18 protein-coding genes and 1 pseudogene are annotated in these 19,014 nt (G+C 70.6%); 12 read left to right on the top strand and 7 right to left on the bottom strand.

Features of this window, described 5'->3' with window-relative positions; all coding sequences use genetic code 11:
• The coding region (locus tag VG869_09185) for an SDR family NAD(P)-dependent oxidoreductase (GenBank protein ID HEV3451365.1) at positions 1–280 on the bottom strand (280 nt) is incomplete at its 3' end.
• 15 nt (positions 281–295) lie between these two features.
• The gene (locus VG869_09180; protein HEV3451364.1) at positions 296–769 is read right to left on the bottom strand and encodes a VOC family protein; all 474 of its coding nucleotides are present in this window, start codon (positions 767–769) and stop codon (positions 296–298) included.
• 83 nt (positions 770–852) lie between these two features.
• Between VG869_09180 and VG869_09175 the strand changes: the two genes are divergently transcribed.
• Positions 853–1,572 carry an alpha/beta fold hydrolase gene (locus VG869_09175; protein HEV3451363.1) on the top strand — a complete coding sequence of 240 codons (720 nt, stop codon included), beginning with the start codon at positions 853–855 and terminating at the stop codon, positions 1,570–1,572.
• A gap of 157 nt (positions 1,573–1,729) precedes the next feature.
• On the top strand, positions 1,730–2,923 hold the full coding sequence (locus tag VG869_09170) for an amidohydrolase family protein (protein ID HEV3451362.1): 1,194 nt from the start codon (positions 1,730–1,732) through the stop codon (positions 2,921–2,923).
• 122 nt (positions 2,924–3,045) lie between these two features.
• On the opposite strand, the gene VG869_09165 is transcribed toward VG869_09170, so the two are convergent.
• The 5 genes from VG869_09165 to VG869_09145 are packed head-to-tail and all read right to left on the bottom strand — an operon-like array spanning position 3,046 to position 9,637.
• A complete protein-coding gene (locus VG869_09165; protein HEV3451361.1) occupies positions 3,046–4,272 on the bottom strand; it encodes a cytochrome P450 in 1,227 nt (408 codons plus the stop codon).
• Positions 4,269–5,480: an acyl-CoA dehydrogenase family protein gene (locus tag VG869_09160; protein ID HEV3451360.1), complete on the bottom strand. Its 1,212-nt coding sequence runs from the start codon at positions 5,478–5,480 to the stop codon at positions 4,269–4,271. Before VG869_09160 ends, VG869_09165 begins: the two co-directional genes overlap by 4 nt.
• Positions 5,481–5,488: 8 nt before the next feature.
• Positions 5,489–6,958, bottom strand: a complete 1,470-nt coding sequence (locus VG869_09155; GenBank protein HEV3451359.1) for an aldehyde dehydrogenase family protein — start codon at positions 6,956–6,958, stop codon at positions 5,489–5,491.
• A gap of 20 nt (positions 6,959–6,978) precedes the next feature.
• Complete coding sequence (locus tag VG869_09150) at positions 6,979–8,277, bottom strand: cytochrome P450 (protein HEV3451358.1); 1,299 nt, start codon at positions 8,275–8,277, stop codon at positions 6,979–6,981.
• A gap of 19 nt (positions 8,278–8,296) precedes the next feature.
• Entirely contained in the window at positions 8,297–9,637 is a 1,341-nt protein-coding gene (locus VG869_09145) for a helix-turn-helix domain-containing protein (protein ID HEV3451357.1), read from the bottom strand.
• Positions 9,638–9,734: 97 nt separating this feature from the next.
• Between VG869_09145 and VG869_09140 the strand changes: the two genes are divergently transcribed.
• The 10 genes and pseudogenes from VG869_09140 to VG869_09095 all read left to right on the top strand — a co-directional run.
• Positions 9,735–10,775: an aldo/keto reductase gene (locus tag VG869_09140; GenBank protein HEV3451356.1), complete on the top strand. Its 1,041-nt coding sequence runs from the start codon at positions 9,735–9,737 to the stop codon at positions 10,773–10,775.
• Between the two features lie 23 nt (positions 10,776–10,798).
• Positions 10,799–11,587, top strand: coding sequence for an SDR family oxidoreductase (locus VG869_09135; GenBank protein ID HEV3451355.1), 789 nt, complete (start codon positions 10,799–10,801; stop codon positions 11,585–11,587).
• A gap of 5 nt (positions 11,588–11,592) precedes the next feature.
• On the top strand, positions 11,593–12,705 hold the full coding sequence (locus VG869_09130; GenBank protein ID HEV3451354.1) for an amidohydrolase family protein: 1,113 nt from the start codon (positions 11,593–11,595) through the stop codon (positions 12,703–12,705).
• Positions 12,695–13,105: a VOC family protein gene (locus VG869_09125; GenBank protein ID HEV3451353.1), complete on the top strand. Its 411-nt coding sequence runs from the start codon at positions 12,695–12,697 to the stop codon at positions 13,103–13,105. The genes VG869_09130 and VG869_09125 overlap by 11 nt, the downstream gene beginning before the upstream one ends.
• Positions 13,106–13,152: 47 nt before the next feature.
• Positions 13,153–14,805: an amidohydrolase family protein gene (locus VG869_09120; protein ID HEV3451352.1), complete on the top strand. Its 1,653-nt coding sequence runs from the start codon at positions 13,153–13,155 to the stop codon at positions 14,803–14,805.
• Between the two features lie 148 nt (positions 14,806–14,953).
• Positions 14,954–15,139, top strand: a pseudogene (locus VG869_09115) (cytochrome P450).
• Positions 15,139–16,269 (top strand): epoxide hydrolase, encoded by a 1,131-nt coding sequence (locus VG869_09110; GenBank protein HEV3451351.1) that lies wholly within the window; start codon positions 15,139–15,141, stop codon positions 16,267–16,269. Before VG869_09115 ends, VG869_09110 begins: the two are co-directional and overlap by 1 nt.
• Before the next feature lies 1 nt (position 16,270).
• Positions 16,271–17,401 (top strand): acyl-CoA dehydrogenase family protein, encoded by a 1,131-nt coding sequence (locus VG869_09105; protein HEV3451350.1) that lies wholly within the window; start codon positions 16,271–16,273, stop codon positions 17,399–17,401.
• Positions 17,398–18,687 (top strand): acyl-CoA dehydrogenase family protein, encoded by a 1,290-nt coding sequence (locus tag VG869_09100; protein ID HEV3451349.1) that lies wholly within the window; start codon positions 17,398–17,400, stop codon positions 18,685–18,687. Before VG869_09105 ends, VG869_09100 begins: the two co-directional genes overlap by 4 nt.
• 169 nt (positions 18,688–18,856) lie before the next feature.
• On the top strand, positions 18,857–19,014 hold a 158-nt coding region (locus tag VG869_09095), incomplete at its 3' end, for an acyl-CoA dehydrogenase (GenBank protein HEV3451348.1).

Below are 19,014 nucleotides of genomic sequence, written 5' to 3'. Positions count from 1 at the left end.
CGACGCTCTCGACGGCCGCAAGCGGCCCGATCCCGGGCGCGTACACGAGCGCGTCGATGCCGCCGAGCTTCGTGGCCGCCTGCTCGATCGCGGTTCGGCATCGCGATTCGTGAGTGACGTCGCAGGGGATCGAGACCGCGTTCGGGCCGGCTTCGTCCGCCGCGCCGGCGAGACGCTCCCGCCGGCGAGCGAGCAGGGCGACGCCGTCGCCCCGCTTGCCCCGATCGACGCCGATGCAGCGTCCCAAGCCGCTTGACGCTCCGAGCACCACGGTTCTCATGATGGACGGCGGATGCTACTGGCGAGCGCGCTCGTCGGGCAGGCGAAACACGTGCTGCTCCATCAGACCGCGAAGCTCGGCGTTCACGAGCTCGATGCGGACGCCGAGGTCGTCGCGGTGATACGTGAAGCGAGACGGTGCCGCCGAGCCATGGCCGTCGAGGAGCTCACGTGGGCACGCGGCGGCGCGAAGGCCATCGGAATCGGCGGCGAGCGCGTCCGAGAAGAAGCCGACGTGGTGCAGGTTCGAGTGTTCGTTGCACACCCATGGAGTGTTCGGCACTTCGTGGATCAGCTCGAAGTACGGCGGCTCGGTCGAGTAGCAGATGCGGTTTGGCACGACGAGGTCGTTGCCGTCGGCATCACGGATCTCGATGTCGTTCTCGAGCACTGGGCCCCAACGGGCCCCGAGCAGCTCGGTGAAGCGCGCGCGGGCTGCGTCGAGGTCGGGCACGACGACGCCGACGTGGAACAGCTCGCTCAGGCTCACGGCGCTTCGCTCCTCATGCTTCTAACAGTTCCGTCATACTGTCATGCCCCGCCCGGGCTCGAGCGCTCCCTGGAGGCAACGACATGGCGACGTACGTTCTGGTCCACGGGGGCGCGCACGGCGGATGGTGCTACGGGAAGGTCGCGCCGCTTCTCCGTCGGGCGGGGCACGAGGTGCACGCACCGACGATGACCGGGGTCGGCGAGCGATCCCACCTCGTGAGCCCCTCCGTGGACCTCGATCTCCACATCCGCGACATCGTGGCGGTGCTGCACTACGAGGACCTCCGAGACGTCATCCTCGTAGGGCACAGCTACGGCGGCATGGTGATCACGGGCGTGGCTGATCGAGCGGTCGACCGGGTCGGCCACCTCGTGTACCTGGACGCGGCCAACCCGGTGAACCACCAGTCGCTCGTCGACGTCGCCGGGCCGTATATCGAGGCAGCTCGACCGACAGGGAAGGTGGTCAACGGCGTCGAGCTCGTGCTCTTCCCGGGATCGGAACCGCTGCCGAACTACGGCGTGACCGACCCCGACGACATCGCCTGGATGCAGCAGCGGCTGACCCCCCACCCGTGGCGGTGCTTCGAGCAGAAGCTCGAGCTCACCAACGAGGACGCGCTGTGGTCGATCCCCCGCTACCACATCGTGTGCACGTCGACCCTGGCGACCCGAGATCCCAAGCTGATAGAGGCCGCGCGCGCCGAAGGTCGGCTCTGGGACATCGACACCGGCCACGACTTGATGATCAGCGAGCCCCAGGCGGTGGCGAATGCGTTGCTGGAGGTGGCGTCGTCCTGAGCCGGCGTGGTCCGCCTCCTGCCTCTCGCCACTCGTCGGCAACCTCGCGTTCGAGCGCGAGGGCCTCGTCACGGGAACTCCTCGCGTGTCCTACGTGCGTTTCTAACATTCGTGTCATAGCCTTGACCACAGCGACGTGCCGTCGAACAGGGACCCAGTGCCAGCCCCCGACCAGCTGTTCCTCCCCGAGCCCGCTCCCCGCGAGGTGCAGTACACGGTGATCTCGGTCGACGATCACGTCGTCGAGCCGCCCCACACCTTTGAGGGGCGCCTGCCGGCGACGCTCCAAGACGGGGCGCCCCGCATCGTCGAGACGCCGAGAGGCCACCAGGTCTGGGAGTTCGAAGATCAGCGGTACACCCAGGTCGGGATGAACGCCGTCGCCGGCCGCCGGCCCGAGACCGTGAAGCTCGAGCCCTTCCGGTTCGACCAGATGCGCCCAGGCTGTTACGACATCGACGCGCGCGTGCGGGACATGGACATCAACGGGGTCTGGGCGTCGGTGAACTTCCCGTCACAGATCACCGGGTTCTGCGGCCGGGTGTTCTTCAACGCCTCCGACCCCGACCTGGGGCTGGCCTGCACGAGGGCCTGGAACGACTGGCTGTACGAGGAGTGGTACGAGCGGCACCCGGATCGCGTCATCCCGCTGGGGATCACCTACCTCGCCAACCCGCAGCTCGCCGCCGACGAGATCCGCCGCAACGCCGAGCGCGGCTTCCGGTCCGTGACGTTGCCCGAACGGCCGCACGCGATCGACCTGCCCTCGCTGTGGCAGCGCGACCACTGGGATCCGATCATCGCGGCGTGCGTCGAGACCGACACGGTGATCTCCCTCCACGTCGGCAGCTCGGGCGTCCACGCGGCACCCCCGGGTGCGCCGTCTCAGCAGCTCAGCGCCACGCTCTTTGGTCAGCTGGCGCTCGGGGCGTGCGCCGAGTGGCTCTGGTCGGGGTACCCGGCCGCGCACCCGAATCTCAAGATCGCGATGAGCGAAGGCGGGATCGGCTGGGTCGCCATGCTGCTCGACCGGCTCGACTACATCGTCGATCGCTCGAGCTACGGCCTCGGCTGGGACGAGCGGCCCTCCGACGTGCTGCGGCGCAACTTCTGGTTCTGCACGCTCGAGGATCCCTCGACGATCGACACCCGCCATCGCATCGGGGTCGAGAACATCATGGTCGAGGTCGACTACCCCCACGGCGACACGACGTGGCCCGACACCCAGCTCGTCATCGAGAAGGCCTGGGGCCACGTGCGCCCTGCAGAGCTGCGGGCCATGTGCTGCGGGAACGCCGCGGCCCTGTACCGCCATCCGCTCCCCGAGGTCGTGCTCCCGGCCGGACCGTGACGGCGCGCCGGGCGAGGTCGGCGAGGTCTGGCTCCAGAACCGGAGCTGCTCGCCGGCTGCCGGGACGCTGACCACCCGGCGTCCCCACCGCGATGCCGCGGAGCGCGTCAGGTTCGGAAGCGTCACGCCATGCGATACCGGAGCGGGAGACGCTTGATGCTTCCGTTGGTGATGGAGCTGAGCCGCTCGACGGGTCCCGCGACCTCGAACTCCTCCAGGCGCTCGAGGAGCTGACGGTAGATCGTCTCGATCTCGACCCGTGCGATGTGGGCACCCATGCAGAAGTGCTCGCCAAAGCCGAAGGCGAGATGGGGGTTGGGCCGGCGGTCGACGCGGAAGGTGAAAGGGTCGTCGAAGATCTCCTCGTCACGGTTCGCCGACGCGAAGTACAGCGCTACCTGCTGACCGGCGCGGATCTTCTGCTCGCGCAACTCGTAGTCCTCGGTAGCCGTGCGGGTGAAGTGGCTGATCGGGCTGACCCACCGGAGGATCTCGTCGACCGCGGTGGGCAGCAGGTCGGGATGCTCGCGCAGCCGCTGCCACTGGTCCGGGTGCTGCGCGAACGCGAGGAGGCCGCCACTGATGGCGTTGCGGGTGGTCTCGTTGCCGGCCTCGACGATGAGCTCGCAGTACAGGACGAGCTGCTCGGAGGTGAGCGGCGCTCCGTCGATGTCGGCGCGGATCAGCTGGCTCGTGAGGTCCTCCTCGAGGTGCCCGCGACGCTCCTCGATGAGTCGCTGGAAGTAGGCGTGGATCTCGCCCCGGGCGCGCTTGATCGTCCGCCCGGGCGACTCGCCCGGGCGTCGATACTCCGGGTCCTCCTTGCCGATGACCTCGTTGCTCCAGCGGAACAGCAGCTGCCAGTCCTCACGCGGCACACCAAGGATCCACGCCACGACCGCGAGCGGGAAAGGCGCCGCCACGCGCTCCACGAAGTCGAGCTCCCCCGAGGCTGCGGGGGGTGCCGCGGCGTCGAGGACCTCGTGCGCGATTTGGTCGACGTGCTCCCGCTGCGCCCGCACGGCCCGGGGTGTGAAGCGCGAGTTCGCGACGCGGCGCATGGGTCCGTGGCGGGGCGGGTCGAGGAGCACGACGAGGTCGGTCGGCGGCACGACCTCCCCGGCGCGGCGCAGGGCGATGCCCTGCCCGCTCGCGAATCGCTCGGGCTGCTTGGCAATCTCCAGGACGTCCGCGTGCTTCGTGATCGCCCAGAACGGCTCGTAGCCCGGCGCCTCGAAGTAGGCGACGGGGGCATCGGCCCGCAGCCTGCTCCACAGCGCGTGCGGGTACCCCTGGCGCCCGAAGCGCGCGGGGTCGACGAGGTCGCGCGGATCGACGTCCACCGTCATGGCGCGGGGGGCTCCCGAGGCAGGCCGAGGAGGCGCTCCCCGATGATGTTGCGCTGGATCTCGCTGGTCCCGCCCTGGATTGAGTTGGCGCGGGCGGCGAGCAGGGCCCGAACCCACCGTCCCTCGTCGATGGCGCCACCGTCCTCGGGCAGGAGCAGCGAGGCGGGGCCGAGCACCGACACGGCCGACTCGGCGAGCCGCTGGCTCATCCCGGCCCAGAACAGCTTCACGAGGCTCGATTCGGCGCCGACCTCCTCGCCGCGGGTCAGCCGCGAGAGCGTCCGCTCGTTGTGCAGACGGAAGATCTGGACGTCGATCCACGCCTGGGTCAGCCGTTGGCGGACCAACGGATCGTGCAGGACGCCTCGATCAGCACAGGTCCGCTGGAGCTGATGGATCGCCACCTCATGGAGCACCTGCTCCTTCCACACGAACGACGCCCCCCGTTCGTTGGCGAGCGTGGTGTTGGCGACCCGCCATCCGTCGTGCTCGGGGCCGATCAGGTTCGCGGCCGGGACCTCAACCGCGTCCAGGAACACCTCGCTGAACTCGCGGTCACCGGTGAGCTGGCGGAGCGGGCGAACCTCGACGCCCTCCGCGTCCATCGGGATCGCGAGCATGGAGATGCCCCGGTGCCGGGGGGCCGACGGGTCCGTCCGCACCAACCCGATCCCCCAGTTCGCCCACCGCGCGTGCGACGACCAGACCTTCTGACCCGACACGACGTAGGCGTCGGCGCGCTTCTCGGCGCGGGTCGACAGCGACGCGAGGTCGCTCCCGGCCTCGGGCTCGCTGAACAGCTGGCACCAGACATCGTCACCCGAGAGGATCCGCGGCATCCACCGCGCTCGCTGCTCCTCGGTGCCGTGGGCCGTAAGCGTGGGCCCGACCAGGGTCACGCCGGCGCGCCCGAGGATCGGCGGCGCGCCCGCGCGGGCGAGCACCTCGTTGTAGATCGCGACCTCCGCCAACGACGCGCCGCGCCCCCCGTACTCCGCCGGCCAGTGGATGCCGACCCACCGCCCCGCGTGCAGTGTCCGCTGCCATGCGCGCAGGGTCTCGGCCTCCTCGCGGGTGGAGGGCACGTCGACTGCGGGCGGTGGGTGGGCAGCCAGCCAGCCGCGCAGCTCCTCGCGGAAGCGCTCGTCGAGGCCCTGGCCGCCGCCCGGGCCCGGCGCGATGTCGTGGTCCGCACCGTGTGCGTCCACGACGGTCGTCATGGTCGTCCGGCGGCCCACGACACCGTCTTGAGCTGGGTGAACTCCAGCATCCCGTAGTCGCCGAACTCCCGGCCGATCCCCGACTGCTTGTACCCGCCGAAGGGCGCCCACGGGCTCGGGCCGCCGCCTCCCCCGTTGATGGTGACCGTCCCCGCTCGCACCCGCTTGGCGAGCTCGAACGCCCGCGCCGGCTTCGGGTGCCAGATCGACGCCGCCAACCCGTAGCGGGTGTCGTTCGCGATCGCGACCGCCTCGTCCTCGCCGTCGAAGGGGATCACGACGCCGACCGGGCCGAAGATCTCGTCCTGCGCCACGGTCATCGAGCTCTCCACGTCGGCGAACAGCGTGGGCTCCACGAAGAACCCGCGGGACAGGTCGGCGGGCCGACCCCCGCCGCACGCGAGGCGGGCACCCTCGGCGGTGCCGCTGGCCACGAAGCGCTCGACGCGCTCGCGCTGCGCCTCCCGGATCAGCGGTCCCATCGTCACCGTCGGCTCGGCCGGGTCACCGACCTTCACCTTGGCGAGCGCCGACGTGAGCGCCGCGACGACGTCGTCGTACACGGCGCGCTCGGCGAGGATGCGGGTCGGGAGCGCGCAGCCCTGTCCGGCGTGGATCGTGAACGCATACGACGCCGCGGCGGCGAACCTCCCGACGTCGGAGCCGGCGAAGACGATGTTCGGGGACTTGCCGCCGAGCTCGAGGAGCACCTTCTTCAGCCCGTCGGCGGCTTGGCGCATGATCTGCTTGCCGACGAAGTCCGAGCCGGTGAAGCTCACCATGTCGACATCGGGGTGGGTCGTGAGGTGCTCGCTCTCCGGGGCACCACCGGTCACGACGTTCAGCGCGCCGGACGGAAGGCCCGCGGCGTCGGCGGTCTCACCGAGCACCAAAGCCTCGAGCGGCGTGTAGGGCGAGGGCTTCAGCACCACCGTGTTCCCGACCGCGAGCGCGGGCACGACCTTGGCCAGGTTCAGGTACATCGGGTAGTTGAACGCCGTGATCGCCGCCACCACGCCCACGGGCTCCTTCAGGATCACGCCCTGACCGAGACCCCTCGGGCTGACCTGCGGCGGCAGGGGCTCCTCGTAGGGGAACGTCGCGGCGCGCTCGGCGAACCAGTACGCGAACCGCAGCGGCGTGTCGAACTGGAGCGCCTCCGCGATCGGACGGGCCGCGCCCGCCTCGGCGATGATCAGGTCGACCAGCTCGGCTCGCCGGTCCGCGATCGCCTGGATGAACCGCAGCAGCGCGTCGGACCGCTCGCGCGGCGACATGCGGGGCCACGGCCCTTCGTCGAAGGCGCGGCGCGCGGCGGCGATGGCCCGGTCGACGTCGACGATCGAGGCCTGGGGCACCAGGGCGATGACCTCCTCGGTCGCGGGGTTGATGACCTCGAGCTCCTCGTCGCTCGAGGCATCGAGCCATGCGCCGTCGATGTAGAGCCCGGCGCGCTTCAGCGTGATCGCCACGTCGAACCTCTCGGTCAGCCGATGGGGGTGAATTCCAGGTGCAGGCGCTCGAGCCCGCGCATGAGGTAGATCGGCGTGTACTCGTAGCGGCGGGCACCCGCCGGGCCGTGCGCCGCCTCCGAGACGCGGATGTCGGTCAGGCGGTGGAGGAGGCGCTCCAGGCTGACCTTTCCCTCGGCCCGGGCAAGCGGCGCGCCGGCGCAGGTATGGATCCCGAACCCGAACCCGATGTGCTGACGCCCGTTCGGACGGTCGAGGCGGATCTCGTTCGGTTGGTCGAACTGGCGCGGGTCACGGTTCGCCGCCCCCGGCATGAGAAACACGCTCGTGCCGGCGGGGACGTCCAGCTCCCCGACCCGGGTGGGCACCCGGGCCAGCCGGAACTGGCCCTGGAGCGGGCTCTCGATCCGCACGCACTCCTCGATGAACCGCGGGATCACCGCCCGGTCGTCGCGCAGCCGCGCTTGGAGCTCGGGCTGCTCGGCGATCAGGCGCAACGCGGTGCCGAGCATGCGGGCGGTCGTCTCCTGTCCGGCGGCAAAGAGGTTCGACGCGATGCGCATCACGTCGTCGACCGGCGGCAACGAGCCGTCGGGGAACGTGGCCGTCGCCAGCTCGGTCATGACGTCGTTGCGCGGCTCGCGTCGTCGGTCCTCGATGTACGCGGTGAACCGGGCGTAGAGGAACTCCAGGGGCTTGTGGGCCACCATGCCGTCGGCGGCCGACCCGAAGTGCCGCTCGTGGGCCTCGCCCTGGAGCTCACGGCGGAACTGCTCGTGGTCAGCCTCGGGGACACCGAGCAGGTCGGCGATCACCAGGAGGGTGAAGGGGCTGGCGTAGTCGTGGACGAACTCGCACTCACCGCGCGAGATGAACTCGTCGATCTGACGATCGGCCAGCCGCCACATGAACTCTTCGTTCTCCCGCAGCCGCTTCGGCGTGATGAGCCGCATGAGGAGCCCGCGCTGCGCGGTGTGCTTCGGCGGATCGAACGACGGCAGCTGGTCGCTGAACGGGAGCATGTCGCGGTGCTCCTCGATGATCTCGCTGATGTCGTCACCCTCGAGCGGCTCTGGGAACCGCGTGAAAGGCCCCGCGACCGTGTTGCACGACGAGAAGACCTCGGGGTTCGTGTACACCTCGAGGGCCTCGTCGTACCCGGTCACCATGACCACGCCGTGATGCGGCTCGCGCCACACCGGACCATGCGCTCGGAGGTACTCGTGGTACGGGTACGGGTCCTGGTAGAGGGGTCGAGCCCGAAAGAAGTCGATGGAGTCGTAGTCCGGCGTGCTCGGGGCAGACGTGCTCACGATCGCTCCTCTCTCGCGCTCACCGGCCCAGGAGTCCTCGCTCGATGATGTGCGCGGCGGCGTCGACCTCCTCGGTCGCGCGCGGCCGGACGCCGAACACGCCGAGCAGGGCCACCATCACGACCGCGTCCAGGTCCGGATCACCGAACTCCCGCGGGCGCAGGTACCGGGACATCCGCCGTCGTCCCCAGTCAAGCGGTGGCGCGGACTCGGCCCGGAGGACGGGGTCCTGGAGGGCGGCGTCGACCCAGACCCGCAGCATCCCCGCCTCCTCGACCTCGGCCGCGTTGTAGCGCCGCAGCCAGGAGCGGATGCCACCGCGTCCCACTTCGTCGACAGTGGACGCTACGGGGATGTCGACGAGCGCGGCACCGCCGACCCTCAGGGCGCGCGTCGTGAGGATGCGGGCGAGCTGATCCTTGTTGCGGAAGTACCGGTAGAAGGCGCCGTGCGACACCCCGGCCGCTTCGACGAGGTCGTCGACGCGGGTGTTGTGGTACCCGCGGCGGACGAACACGTCGCGGCCCGCGGCCAAGAGGGCCGTGAAGGCCCGGTTGTCCGACCCGACGCGGTCGGGTGCGTCGTCCTCCTGGAGCCAGGCCCGCATCTCGGGGCCGATCTCGAGCGTCGCCGGGGCCGGCCCCGCGGCCGGGTGCACGTTCACGTCGCGGATCAATCCGAAGAGCGTCCGGTGCAGGACGTCGGTGATGACCTCGTCGAGGCGGTCGGTCGGGTAGTCGGTCGGCGTGACTGAACGGAGGACGCCCGCGACGCCGAGCGTGTGGTTCAGGCACTCCAGGAGCAGCCGGATGACCGGCTCGAGCTGCCGGGGCGGCAGCGTCGACGTGACCAGCCGGGAGTTGATCCCGAGGACGACGTCGGCGCCGGTCCGAGCCGCGATCCTGGCGAGGACCTCGTCGGTCTCGTACGCGTGAAACACCGGCTCGTAGCGGCTGTGCGTCTCGGTGTAGCGGGAGACCCACCCCCGCAGGGTCGTCCACCCGTCTCGGTCCGGCGTGAGCTGGTCCAGCGATTCGGTCAGGGCTCCGATCTGGCGCGCCACCTGGGTCGCGAGATGCCGGAAGACGTCTTCCTTGCTGGCGAAGTACTGGTAGAAGGACACCCGCGAGCAGCCACCGAGCCTCGCGATCCGTTCGATGCTGGCCCGGTGGTATCCGCGCTCGCCGAAGACCCGGAGGGCCGCGTCGAGGATGCGCTGCTGGGTGCGCTGGCCTCTGGCCCCGACCTCGGGGTTGTCGGAGAATGGCGGCCGGCGAACGACCGGCGCCCCGCCCGCGGGGCGGGCGTCGGCACCGCGGCGGATCGGGTCGCGCTCGGGAGCCGTTCGGGATGCAACCATCGTCGGTGACACTACCGTTAGTAACCGGGCTGTGGAGAGGACCGGGCTGGGCGCCTCTTCGCCAACCGGTGCTAGCGTGCGATGACACTAGTGTTAGTTGAGCGGCACGCTCGACGCCAGCGACGGGGGAAGCCGCGCCGTGGAGCATCGGCCATTCGGGCGGACGGGGCTGGAGGTCTCGGCCGTCGGCTTCGGCTGCTGGGAGGTGGGCGGCGGCTACGGGGACGTCGAGCAGGCCGAGTTCGCCCGCGCCGTGGACCGGGCGCTCGACCTCGGCGTCAACTGCTTCGACACGGCCGAGGGCTACGGCATGGGCGCCTCCGAGCGGGCACTCGGGCAGGCCCTTGGACCGCGGCGCGACGAGGCCATCATCGTCACGAAGTTCGGCATGAACTACCGCGACAAACCGAACCTGCGTGACAGCAGCCGCGAGCGCGTCTTCGCCTCGATCGACAAGAGCCTGCAGAACCTGGGCACCGACTGGGTCGACGTCTACCTCGTGCACTGGCCCGACCGTCTCACCCCGTTCGAGGAGACGATGGAGGCCCTCGAGAAGGTCGTCAGCGACGGGAAGGTCCGCTTCGTGGGTCTTTCGAACTTCAAGCTCGAGGAGATCCAGCGGTGCATGCGCACCCGGCGCATCGACGTGGTCCAGTACGGCTGGAACATGTTCGACCGGCGGATGCAACGCGAGATCCTGCCCTACTGCCAGGAGCACGGCATCGGCTACATGGCGTACGGATCGCTGTGCTTCGGGCTGCTGACCGGCACCTTCACCGAGGACATGGACTTCGGTGCCGCGGACTGGCGGTCCCGGCGAGGGAAGATGGGCTCGATCAAGATGTTCGAGGCGCTGTTCGGGCCAGAGACGTTCCCCCGAAACGTCCGGGCCGTGGAGGAGCTCAAGGGCATCGCCGCCCGACACGGGAAGAGCCTGCCGCAGCTCGCGCTCCGCTGGGCGATCAGCCATCCCGCGATCAGCACCGCCCTCGTCGGCTGCCGCAACGTCGCCGAGGTCGAGGACAACGTCGGGGCGGTGGGCTGGTCGATCAGCGACGATGACCTCGCGGCGATCGACACCGTCTTCGCACGCCACGGCATCGACACCACGCCCGAGTTCTGGATCGAAGAGGACTGACCGTGCGCGGGGAGGGCTGACCGGTGGGCCAGGAGCTCGCCGAGAAGGTCGCGGTCATCACCGGAGGCGCAGGGGCATTCGGCCGCGCCACCGCCGAGCTCTTCGTCCAGGAGGGCGCCAACGTCGTCCTCGCCGATGTCGACGCGTCGGCCGGCGAGCGGGCCGCCGCGGATCTCGGCCCCGCGGCCGCGTTTCACCGCACCGACGTCGCCGACCGCGACGCGGTCGAGGGGCTCGTCGACTTCGCGGTCACACGGTTCGGCGGCCTCCACATCATGTTCAACAACGCCGGGATCGGCGACTCGTTCCGCCGCTTCCTGGCCGACGACCTCCGGAGCTTCGAGCGCGTGATGGCCGTGAACCTCTTCGGCGTCATGATCGGCAGTCAGTGCGCCGCCCGGCACATGGCGGAGAACGGCGGCGGCGTCATCATCAACACCACCTCGATCGGTGGGATCAACGCCGGTGCCGGCGTGACCACGTACCGTGCCGCCAAGGCGGCCGTGATCCACTTCACCCGGTGCATCGCCATCGACCTCGCCGAGCACGGGATCCGGGTGAACTGCATCGCCCCGGCCCACATCCCGACCGCGATCAACGCCAACTACGACCAGGCCGAGATCGTCCGTCGGATGCAGCCGCTCCAGCGGATCGGATCGCCCCGCGACGTGGCGAACGCGGTGCTCTACCTCGCCAGCGACCGCGCCGCGCAGGTCACCGGGATCGTCCTGCCCATCGACGGCGGGACGACGGCCGGGCCGCCGGCCGCCCGGGGCCGGGAGGTCCTGGCGCGCGCGACGGCGAAGAAATGACGAGCGTGGACCCGGCGACCGAGGTCTACTCGTGCGACGACCACCTCGACCTGTCCGCCGTGCCACGCGACGTCTGGCGGACCCGCCTCCCCCGCGCCCAGACCGAGCGCGGCCCTCACGTCGTCGACCGCGACGGCGAGGCCCTCTGGGTGTCCGAAGACCGCGTACTCGGCCGCAGCGGGATCTCCCGTCGGAGCGCCGCCGCGAAGGCCTTCAGCGCCATCGGCCGCGCCGGCATCGAGGACGACGGCTACCGCGCCGGCACCCCCAAGCTCCGGCTCGAGGACATGGACCGCGACGGCCTCCGGGCCTCGGTGATCTACGGACCGCTCGCCCTCGGCTTCCCAATCGAGGACCCGGCGCTGCAGGACGCCTGCTACGGCGCCTGGAACGACTGGGCCGTCGAGGAGTTCAACGCGGTCGACCCCGAACGGCTGTGCATCCTCGCCTTCCTGCCCGGGCACTCCCCCGACGCCGCCGTCGCCGAACTCGAGCGCTGCGCCGAGCGGGGGCACCGGGGGGCGATCGTGGACGTCTTCGCCATCGACCTCGGCGACCCGGCGTGGGACCGGCTGTGGGCGGCGGCCGAGCACGCCGGCGTGCCCATCAGCTTCCACCTGAAGGACGGCACCTGGTCGAACCTCAGCTACCGGCTGGGCAAGTGGAAGTCGGCCGCGTTCGCCACCGTCCTGCCCCTCCAGCTCGACGAGCCGTTGGCGACCATGGTCTTCTGCGGGGCCCTCGAGCGGCACCCAGGGCTGAGGCTCGTGCTGGCCGAATCCGGCATCGGGTGGCTCCCCTACTTCCTGGCCCGGATGGACCTGGAGTGGCGCAACCTCCGCGACAAACTGGACTACTCGCCGTCGACGCCGCCGAGCGACCTGTTCCGCCGCCAGGTGCTGGCCACGTTCGAAGAGGACGCGCTCGGGGCGCAGCTCATCCCGTTACTCGGGGCCGACTGCTGCATGTGGGCCTCGGACTACCCGCACACCGATAGCACCTTCCCCAACTCGCGACAGGCGATCGCCGAGACGCTCGGCGCCCTGCCCGACGCCGATCGCCGCAAGATCACCGCGACCAACTGCGCCCAGCTGTACCGCTTTGCCGATGGGTCCTGAGCGCACGGGCGCGGTCACCGGATTCGATCACGTCTCGCTGCCGATGCAGCGCGTCGACGCCATGGTCGCCTTCTACCGCTCGCTCGGCTTCGACGTGTCCGAGAAACCCCACGTCGTCTCCGTCTACGTCGGATCCAACCAGATGATCAACCTGCACCGGCCGGAGACGTGGCAGCAGCGCGGCTTCAACTTGCGCGCGCCAGCGGCGCAGCCACCGTGCGGCGACCTGTGCTTCGTCTGGGACGGGTCGGCCCACGACCTGCAGGCGCAGCTGCAGCGAGCCGGCGCGGCGATCGAGGAGGGCCCGGTCGACCGTGAAGGCGGACGCCGAGCCCCGGCAACCAGCGTCTACGTCCGCGACCCGGACGGGAACCTTCTCGAGTTCATGCTCTATGCCTAAGACGAGGAGCGGGACGCTCATGCCCCTGCCGCCGAACGGGAGCTCCCATGTCGGCTGAGCTCGTCATCCGGGCAGGAACCGTCGTCGACGGGACCGGCGAGCCCGGGCGGCGCGCCGACGTGGCGATCGCGAACGGTCTCATCCGGGAGATCGGACCCAACCTCCGTGGAGACGTCGAGCTCGACGCGTCGGAGTGCATCGTCGCCCCGGGCTTCATCGACATCCACACGCACTACGACGCGCAGGTGTTCTGGGACCCGGCGCTGAGGCCGTCCTCGTACCACGGCGTGACCACCGTGGTCGCGGGCAACTGCGGCTTCGCGATCGCGCCGACCCGCCCCGAGCACCACGACATGATCGTCCACACGCTCGAGAACGTCGAAGACATGGACCCGGCCACCCTGAACGCCGGCGTCCCGTGGGAGTTCGAGACGTTCCCCGAATACCTCGAAGCGGTCGGCCGACGAGGCACCGTCCTGAACTTCACCGCCTACGCCGGTCACTCCCCCCTGCGGCTTTACGTGATGGGCGACGCCGCCTACGAGCGCGCCGCGACGGCCGACGAGATCGACCGGATGTGCCAGCTGCTCCGCGAAGCCATCGCCGCCGGCGCAGCCGGCTTCTCGACGAGCTTCTCCTACGCGCACCGCGGCGTCGACGGGAAGCCGGTCCCGAGCCGGTTCGCCGAGCCCGACGAGGTCGAGGCCCTCTTCCTCGCCGCCGGTTCGACCGGCAAGGGCATGGTGCTCATCACGCCGGGCCCCCAGTGCAGCTACGCCGACGTCTACGAGTGGCAGCCGCGCGTCGGTCGGCCCTTCACCTACCCGCTGTTCGCCGCGCCAGGAGGACGGCACCTCGAGCCGGTGGCGCTCCACGAGCAGGGGCTGGCTCGCGGCGCCGACGTGTGGCCCCAGGTCACGCCCCGGCCCCTCACGATGCAGTTCACCCTCGCCGACCCGTACAACCTCAATACCGGCTCGGTGTTCGGCGAGCTGCTGGCCGGCACCCGCGACGCACGCCTCGCCGCCTACCGCGATCCCGAGTGGCGGGCGCGCGCCGCCGCCGACCTCGAGCACGCGCACATGAGGCCACGATGGGAGACCTACGAGGTGTCCGAGTCGGAGCGGTTCCCCGAGCTGGTCGGTCGGCGGGTCACCGATCTGGCCCGCGAGCGCAGCTCCAGCCCCCTCGACGTGCTGTGCGAGCTGTCGGTCACCGAAGACCTCGCGACGCGCTTCCGCGCCTACATCGCCAACGACGACACCGACGAGGTCGCCAAGCTGCTCACGCACGAGCACGTGGCCCTCGGCCTCTCCGACGCCGGTGCGCACGTGGACCAGCTGTGCGACGCCCCGCTCCCCACCGACCTGCTCGGCCGGTGGGTGCGCGAGCGCCAGATCATGCCCGTGGAGCAGGCGGTCCGGAAGCTGACGGGGGAACCGGCCGACATCTTCGCCTTCGCCCGCCGCGGCTACCTCCGCCCGGGCAACTGGGCCGACATCTGCGTCTTCGACCCGGACACCGTCGCGCCGGGACCGACGCGGCGGGTCCGCGACTTCCCGGCCGACGGCGAGCGTCTCACGGCCGAGGAGCCAAGCGGCATCCGCCACGTGCTCGTCAATGGCACGCCGATACGCCGCGACGGCTCGCAGGCCGTCACCGACGTGACCCGGCCGGGCCGACAGCCCGAGATGACCTGAGCGAAGGGTTGCCATGACCATCGCCACGGAACGGGAGGTCGTCTACGACCCATCTGACGTCGACATCGCCGCCGATCCCTACCCGGTGTTCCGCCGACGGCGCGAAGAAGCGCCGGTGTACCGCTTCGTCATCGGCCTGGACGTCGGCCAGCACCTGACGTTTGGAGACGGCACTCACCGCTGCCCGGGCGCGGCGCTCGCTCGTCGGAATGATCGGGTGCTCGACGAGGTGCTGCAGCGGTCGCCCGAGCGGGACGTCGACACGGACAACGCCCGGCTGGCACCCACCTCGACCGTTCGGGGATGGGAGACGCTACCCGTCGTCATCCCGTGATCGAGAGCTTCCAGGTCCACGTCGACGACTCGGTGCTGCACGACCTGGATCGTCGGCTCACCCATGTCCGCTGGCCGGACCAGATCGAGGGCACCGGCTGGGAGTACGGGATCCCGCTCGACTACCTCGGCGAACTGGTGGAGCACTGGCGCCAGACGTACGACTGGCGAGCCCACGAGGCGCGGCTCAACGAGCTCGACCACTTCCGAACCCGCATCGACGACCAGTCGATCCACTTCATCCACGCCCGCTCACCCCACGAGGGCGCGCTCCCGCTGCTCATCACCCACGGGTGGCCCGGGTCCGTCGTGGAGTTCCTCGACGTCATCCGCCCGCTCACCGAGCCCGAGGCTCACGGAGGCGCCGAGGCCGACGCGTTCCACGTCGTCGCCCCCTCGCTGCCCGGCTATGGGTTCTCGGAGCCGACCCGCTCCCGGGGCTGGGACGTGCCGCGGATCGCACGGGCGTTCATCGAGCTCATGGACCGCCTCGGCTACCCGCGGTACGGCGCGCAGGGCGGCGACTGGGGCGCCCAGGTGGCGACGCGGCTCGGCGCCCTCGACCCCGAGCACTGCGCGGCCATCCACCTCAACATGCCGATCGGCCAGCGGCCAGACGACCCCGTGCAGCTCGGCGAGCAGGATGCCGCCGATCTGGCCGCCATCCAGGAGTTCCAGCGCGAGGAGGCCGGCTACGCCCTCGAGCAGGGCACGAAGCCACAGACCCTCGGCGTCGGGCTCAACGACTCCCCCGCCGGGCTGCTGGCGTGGATCGTGGAGAAGTTCCGGGCCTGGAGTGACTGTGACGGCCATCCCGAGAGCGTCTTCACACGGGACCAGCTCATCACCAACGTGATGGTGTACTGGGTCACGCAGACGATCACGCCTTCGATGCGGCTGTACTGGGAGAACCAGCATGCGGGCCCGAACTCGGGGCCGGGGTACGTCGGGGTTCCCACCGGGGTGGCGCGCTACCCGAAGGAGGTCCTGCGGTTCCCGCGGGCGTGGGTCGAACGGCGCTACAACGTGACCTACTGGGCCGACATGCCCCGCGGCGGCCACTTCGCCGCCATGGAGCAGCCGGCGCTGTTCGTCGAGGACCTCCGAGCCTTCTTCCGGACGGTGCGCTGAGATGCGACTGGAGCTGACCGCCGACCAGGAGTTCTTCCGCCAGACCACGGCCCGGTTCCTCGAGGACCAGGTGCCGGCGGCGGAGCTCCGGGCGCTCCGCGACGACCCCGCCGGCTACGACCCCGAGTACTGGCGGCGGGGGGCCGAGCTGGGATGGACGTCGCTGCTGGCGAGCGAGGAGCGCGGCGGCGGGAGCATCAGCGGTCAGGGCGTGGTCGATCTCAGCCTCGTGGCGTACGAGTTCGGGCGTCACGCGGCACCCGGGCCGCTCGCCACCAACGTCGTGGTCGCCGCGCTCGACGACACCGACGCCCAGGCGAGCGTGTTAGCTGCGCTGATGTCGGGGGACGGCGTCGCGTCCTGGTGCTTCGGCGAGCCGCCGCCCCACGACCGCCTCGGGGACATCACCCTCGAGGCCCGAGTCGACGGCTCCGACGTCGTGCTGAACGGCATCAAGCGTCCGGTCGAGTCGGCCGCGCAGGCCGGCCACCTGTTGATCACGGGTCGGACCGGTCCCGGCCTCACCCAGCTGCTCGTCCCGTCGGACGTCCGGGGCGTCACGGTCCAGCCGATGGAGAGCGTCGACCTGACCCGCCGCTTCGCGATGGTCAGCTTCGACGACGTCCACGTGCCGGCCGACGCGGTAATCGGCGAGGTCGGCGCGGCGGCCGAGCAGGTCGAGCGTCAGGTGCAGCTCACCGCCGTGCTGCTCTGCGCCGAAGCCGTCGGCGCGATGCAGAGCGCCTTCGACCTCACCGTGGAGTGGGCCTTCGAGCGCTACTCGTTCGGTCGCCCCCTCGCGTCGTACCAGGAGCTCAAGCACCGGTTCGCGGACATGAAGGCGTGGCTCGAGGCGAGCCACGCGATCGCCGACGCGGCCGCCACGGCCACCGCGGACCGGACGCCGGATGCCGCGGAGCTGGCGAGCGCGGCCAAGGCCTTCGTCGGACAGTACGGCTCCGAGCTCGTGCAGGACTGCGTCCAGATCCACGGCGGGATCGGCGTCACGTTCGACCACGACCTCCACCTCTTCCTCCGCCGCGTCACGATGAACCGCACGCTGTGCGGGACCCCCGCCGACCATCGTCAGCGCCTCGCCGCCATCCTCGAGGAACGGGTGCGGGCCGCGTGAGCACCCTCGACACGCGAGAGGCGGTCATCGAGGACCTCGAGCGCTTCCGCCGGCGGGCGAGCGGGTGGATCGCCGCCAACCTGCGGCCCGTGTCGCTCAGCGACATGACCACGTTCGTGCGCGGCGGCATGGACGACGAGGAGGAGCTGGCGCTCGTCACCCGCGATCGACAGATCCAACGCATGCTCTTCGACGCCGGGCTGGCCGGGATCTGCGTCCCGCGCGAGTACGGCGGCCAGGGGCTGACACCGGCCCACCAGGCAGTGCTGAACGAGGAGCTCGTCGGGTACGAGTTCGCGGCCCGGCTGCAGTCCCCGACGATGGCGCCGTGCCTCCCCGTACTCCTTGAGTTCGGGACCGAGGAGCAGAAGCGGCGGCACATCCCTTCGATCCTCCGGGGCGAGGAGATCTGGGTGCAGTTCCTCTCCGAGCCGGGTGGCGGGTCGGACGTCGCGGGCGCGACGACGACCGCCGTTCGCGACGGCGACGAATGGGTGGTCAACGGCTCGAAGGTCTGGACCACAGGCGCCTGGTGGTCCGACTGGGCGTTGTGTCTGGCGCGCACGAACTGGGAGGTGCCCAAGCACCGCGGGCTGACGGTGTTCATCTTCCCGATCGACCAGCCCGGCATCGAGGTGCACCGAATCGAGATGCTGAACGGCAGCAAGGAGTTCTGTCAGGAGTTCATGACCGACCTCCGGGTCCCGGACGGCGACCGAGTCGGAGGCGTGGATGACGGGTGGACCGTGGGCATCGGCTGGATGTTCCACGAGCGCATGGCAACGGCGCAGAACTCGGTGTTCATCAGCCAGCCGCCGACGGGGGGCTATGCCCGGACGGACCCCCAGGAGCTTCTCGCCATCGCTCGGGACGCGGGCCGGCTCGACGACCCGAGCGCCCGTGACCTGATCGGCGAGGGCCAGATGCTCGAGCTCGTCACCGCGCAGCTGCACCAGCGGATCGGGCACGGTGTGATGTCGGGCCACATGTCGGACCAGGCCGCGTCCATCGCTCGCCTCTTCCGAGGGGTCGCGATCAACCGTCTGACCACGATCGGCTTCGAGGTGGCCGGGGCGGCGGGAGGAGCGTGGCGCGCCGAGGACGGCGCCACGGCGCGGAGCGGTGTCGAGTTCCTCATCCGCCAGGTGGCGGCGATCGCGGGCGGCACGCTCGAGATGGCGCGCAACGTCGTGAGCGAGCGCGTCCTCGGGATGCCACGGGAGCCGGCCTCCGACCGGGACCTCGCCTTCCGTGACGTCCCCCGCGGACCCGCCGCGCGCGCCTGACGAGGTTGCTCCCGCGGTCGGTCGGCGCGCGCCGCGAGGCGTTTCGCGCGCGCCGGTGACGGGGCCGCCTCGGCCACCCGTCGGCAAATTGGCCCCCGGAGCAGAGACCGAAGAAGATGGAGCCGCTCGCCCGAGCTTCGGCGGGCGTCTCGGGCGCAAGCGGGGAAGGATGATGGACTTCGATCGGCTGGCATCGTGGATGGATGAGAACGGCTTGCCCGGCAAGGGCGAGCCGATCGACCACCGCTTCCTCTCGGGCGGGAGCCAGAACGAGATCTACGAGATCCGTCGCGGTGAAGACAGCTGCGTCATCCGGATCCCGCCACC

It is taken from the genome of Acidimicrobiia bacterium (assembly GCA_035948415.1).
Taxonomy (GTDB): Bacteria; Actinomycetota; Acidimicrobiia; order IMCC26256; family PALSA-555; genus PALSA-555.
The sequence above is the reverse complement of the archived record's forward strand: the minus strand, read 5'-3'. Positions and strand labels throughout refer to the sequence as shown.

Bases quoted from the DNA above. Each gene is read 5' to 3' on its own strand.
- VG869_09165 (HEV3451361.1), bottom strand. From the start codon at position 4,272: ATGACGGTGGACGTCGATCCGCGCGACCTCGTCGACCCCGCGCGCTTC.
- VG869_09120 (HEV3451352.1), top strand. From the start codon at position 13,153: ATGTCGGCTGAGCTCGTCATCCGGGCAGGAACCGTCGTCGACGGGACC.
- VG869_09125 (HEV3451353.1), top strand. From the start codon at position 12,695: ATGGGTCCTGAGCGCACGGGCGCGGTCACCGGATTCGATCACGTCTCG.
- VG869_09175 (HEV3451363.1), top strand. From the start codon at position 853: ATGGCGACGTACGTTCTGGTCCACGGGGGCGCGCACGGCGGATGGTGC.
- VG869_09145 (HEV3451357.1), bottom strand. From the start codon at position 9,637: ATGGTTGCATCCCGAACGGCTCCCGAGCGCGACCCGATCCGCCGCGGT.
- VG869_09105 (HEV3451350.1), top strand. From the start codon at position 16,271: ATGCGACTGGAGCTGACCGCCGACCAGGAGTTCTTCCGCCAGACCACG.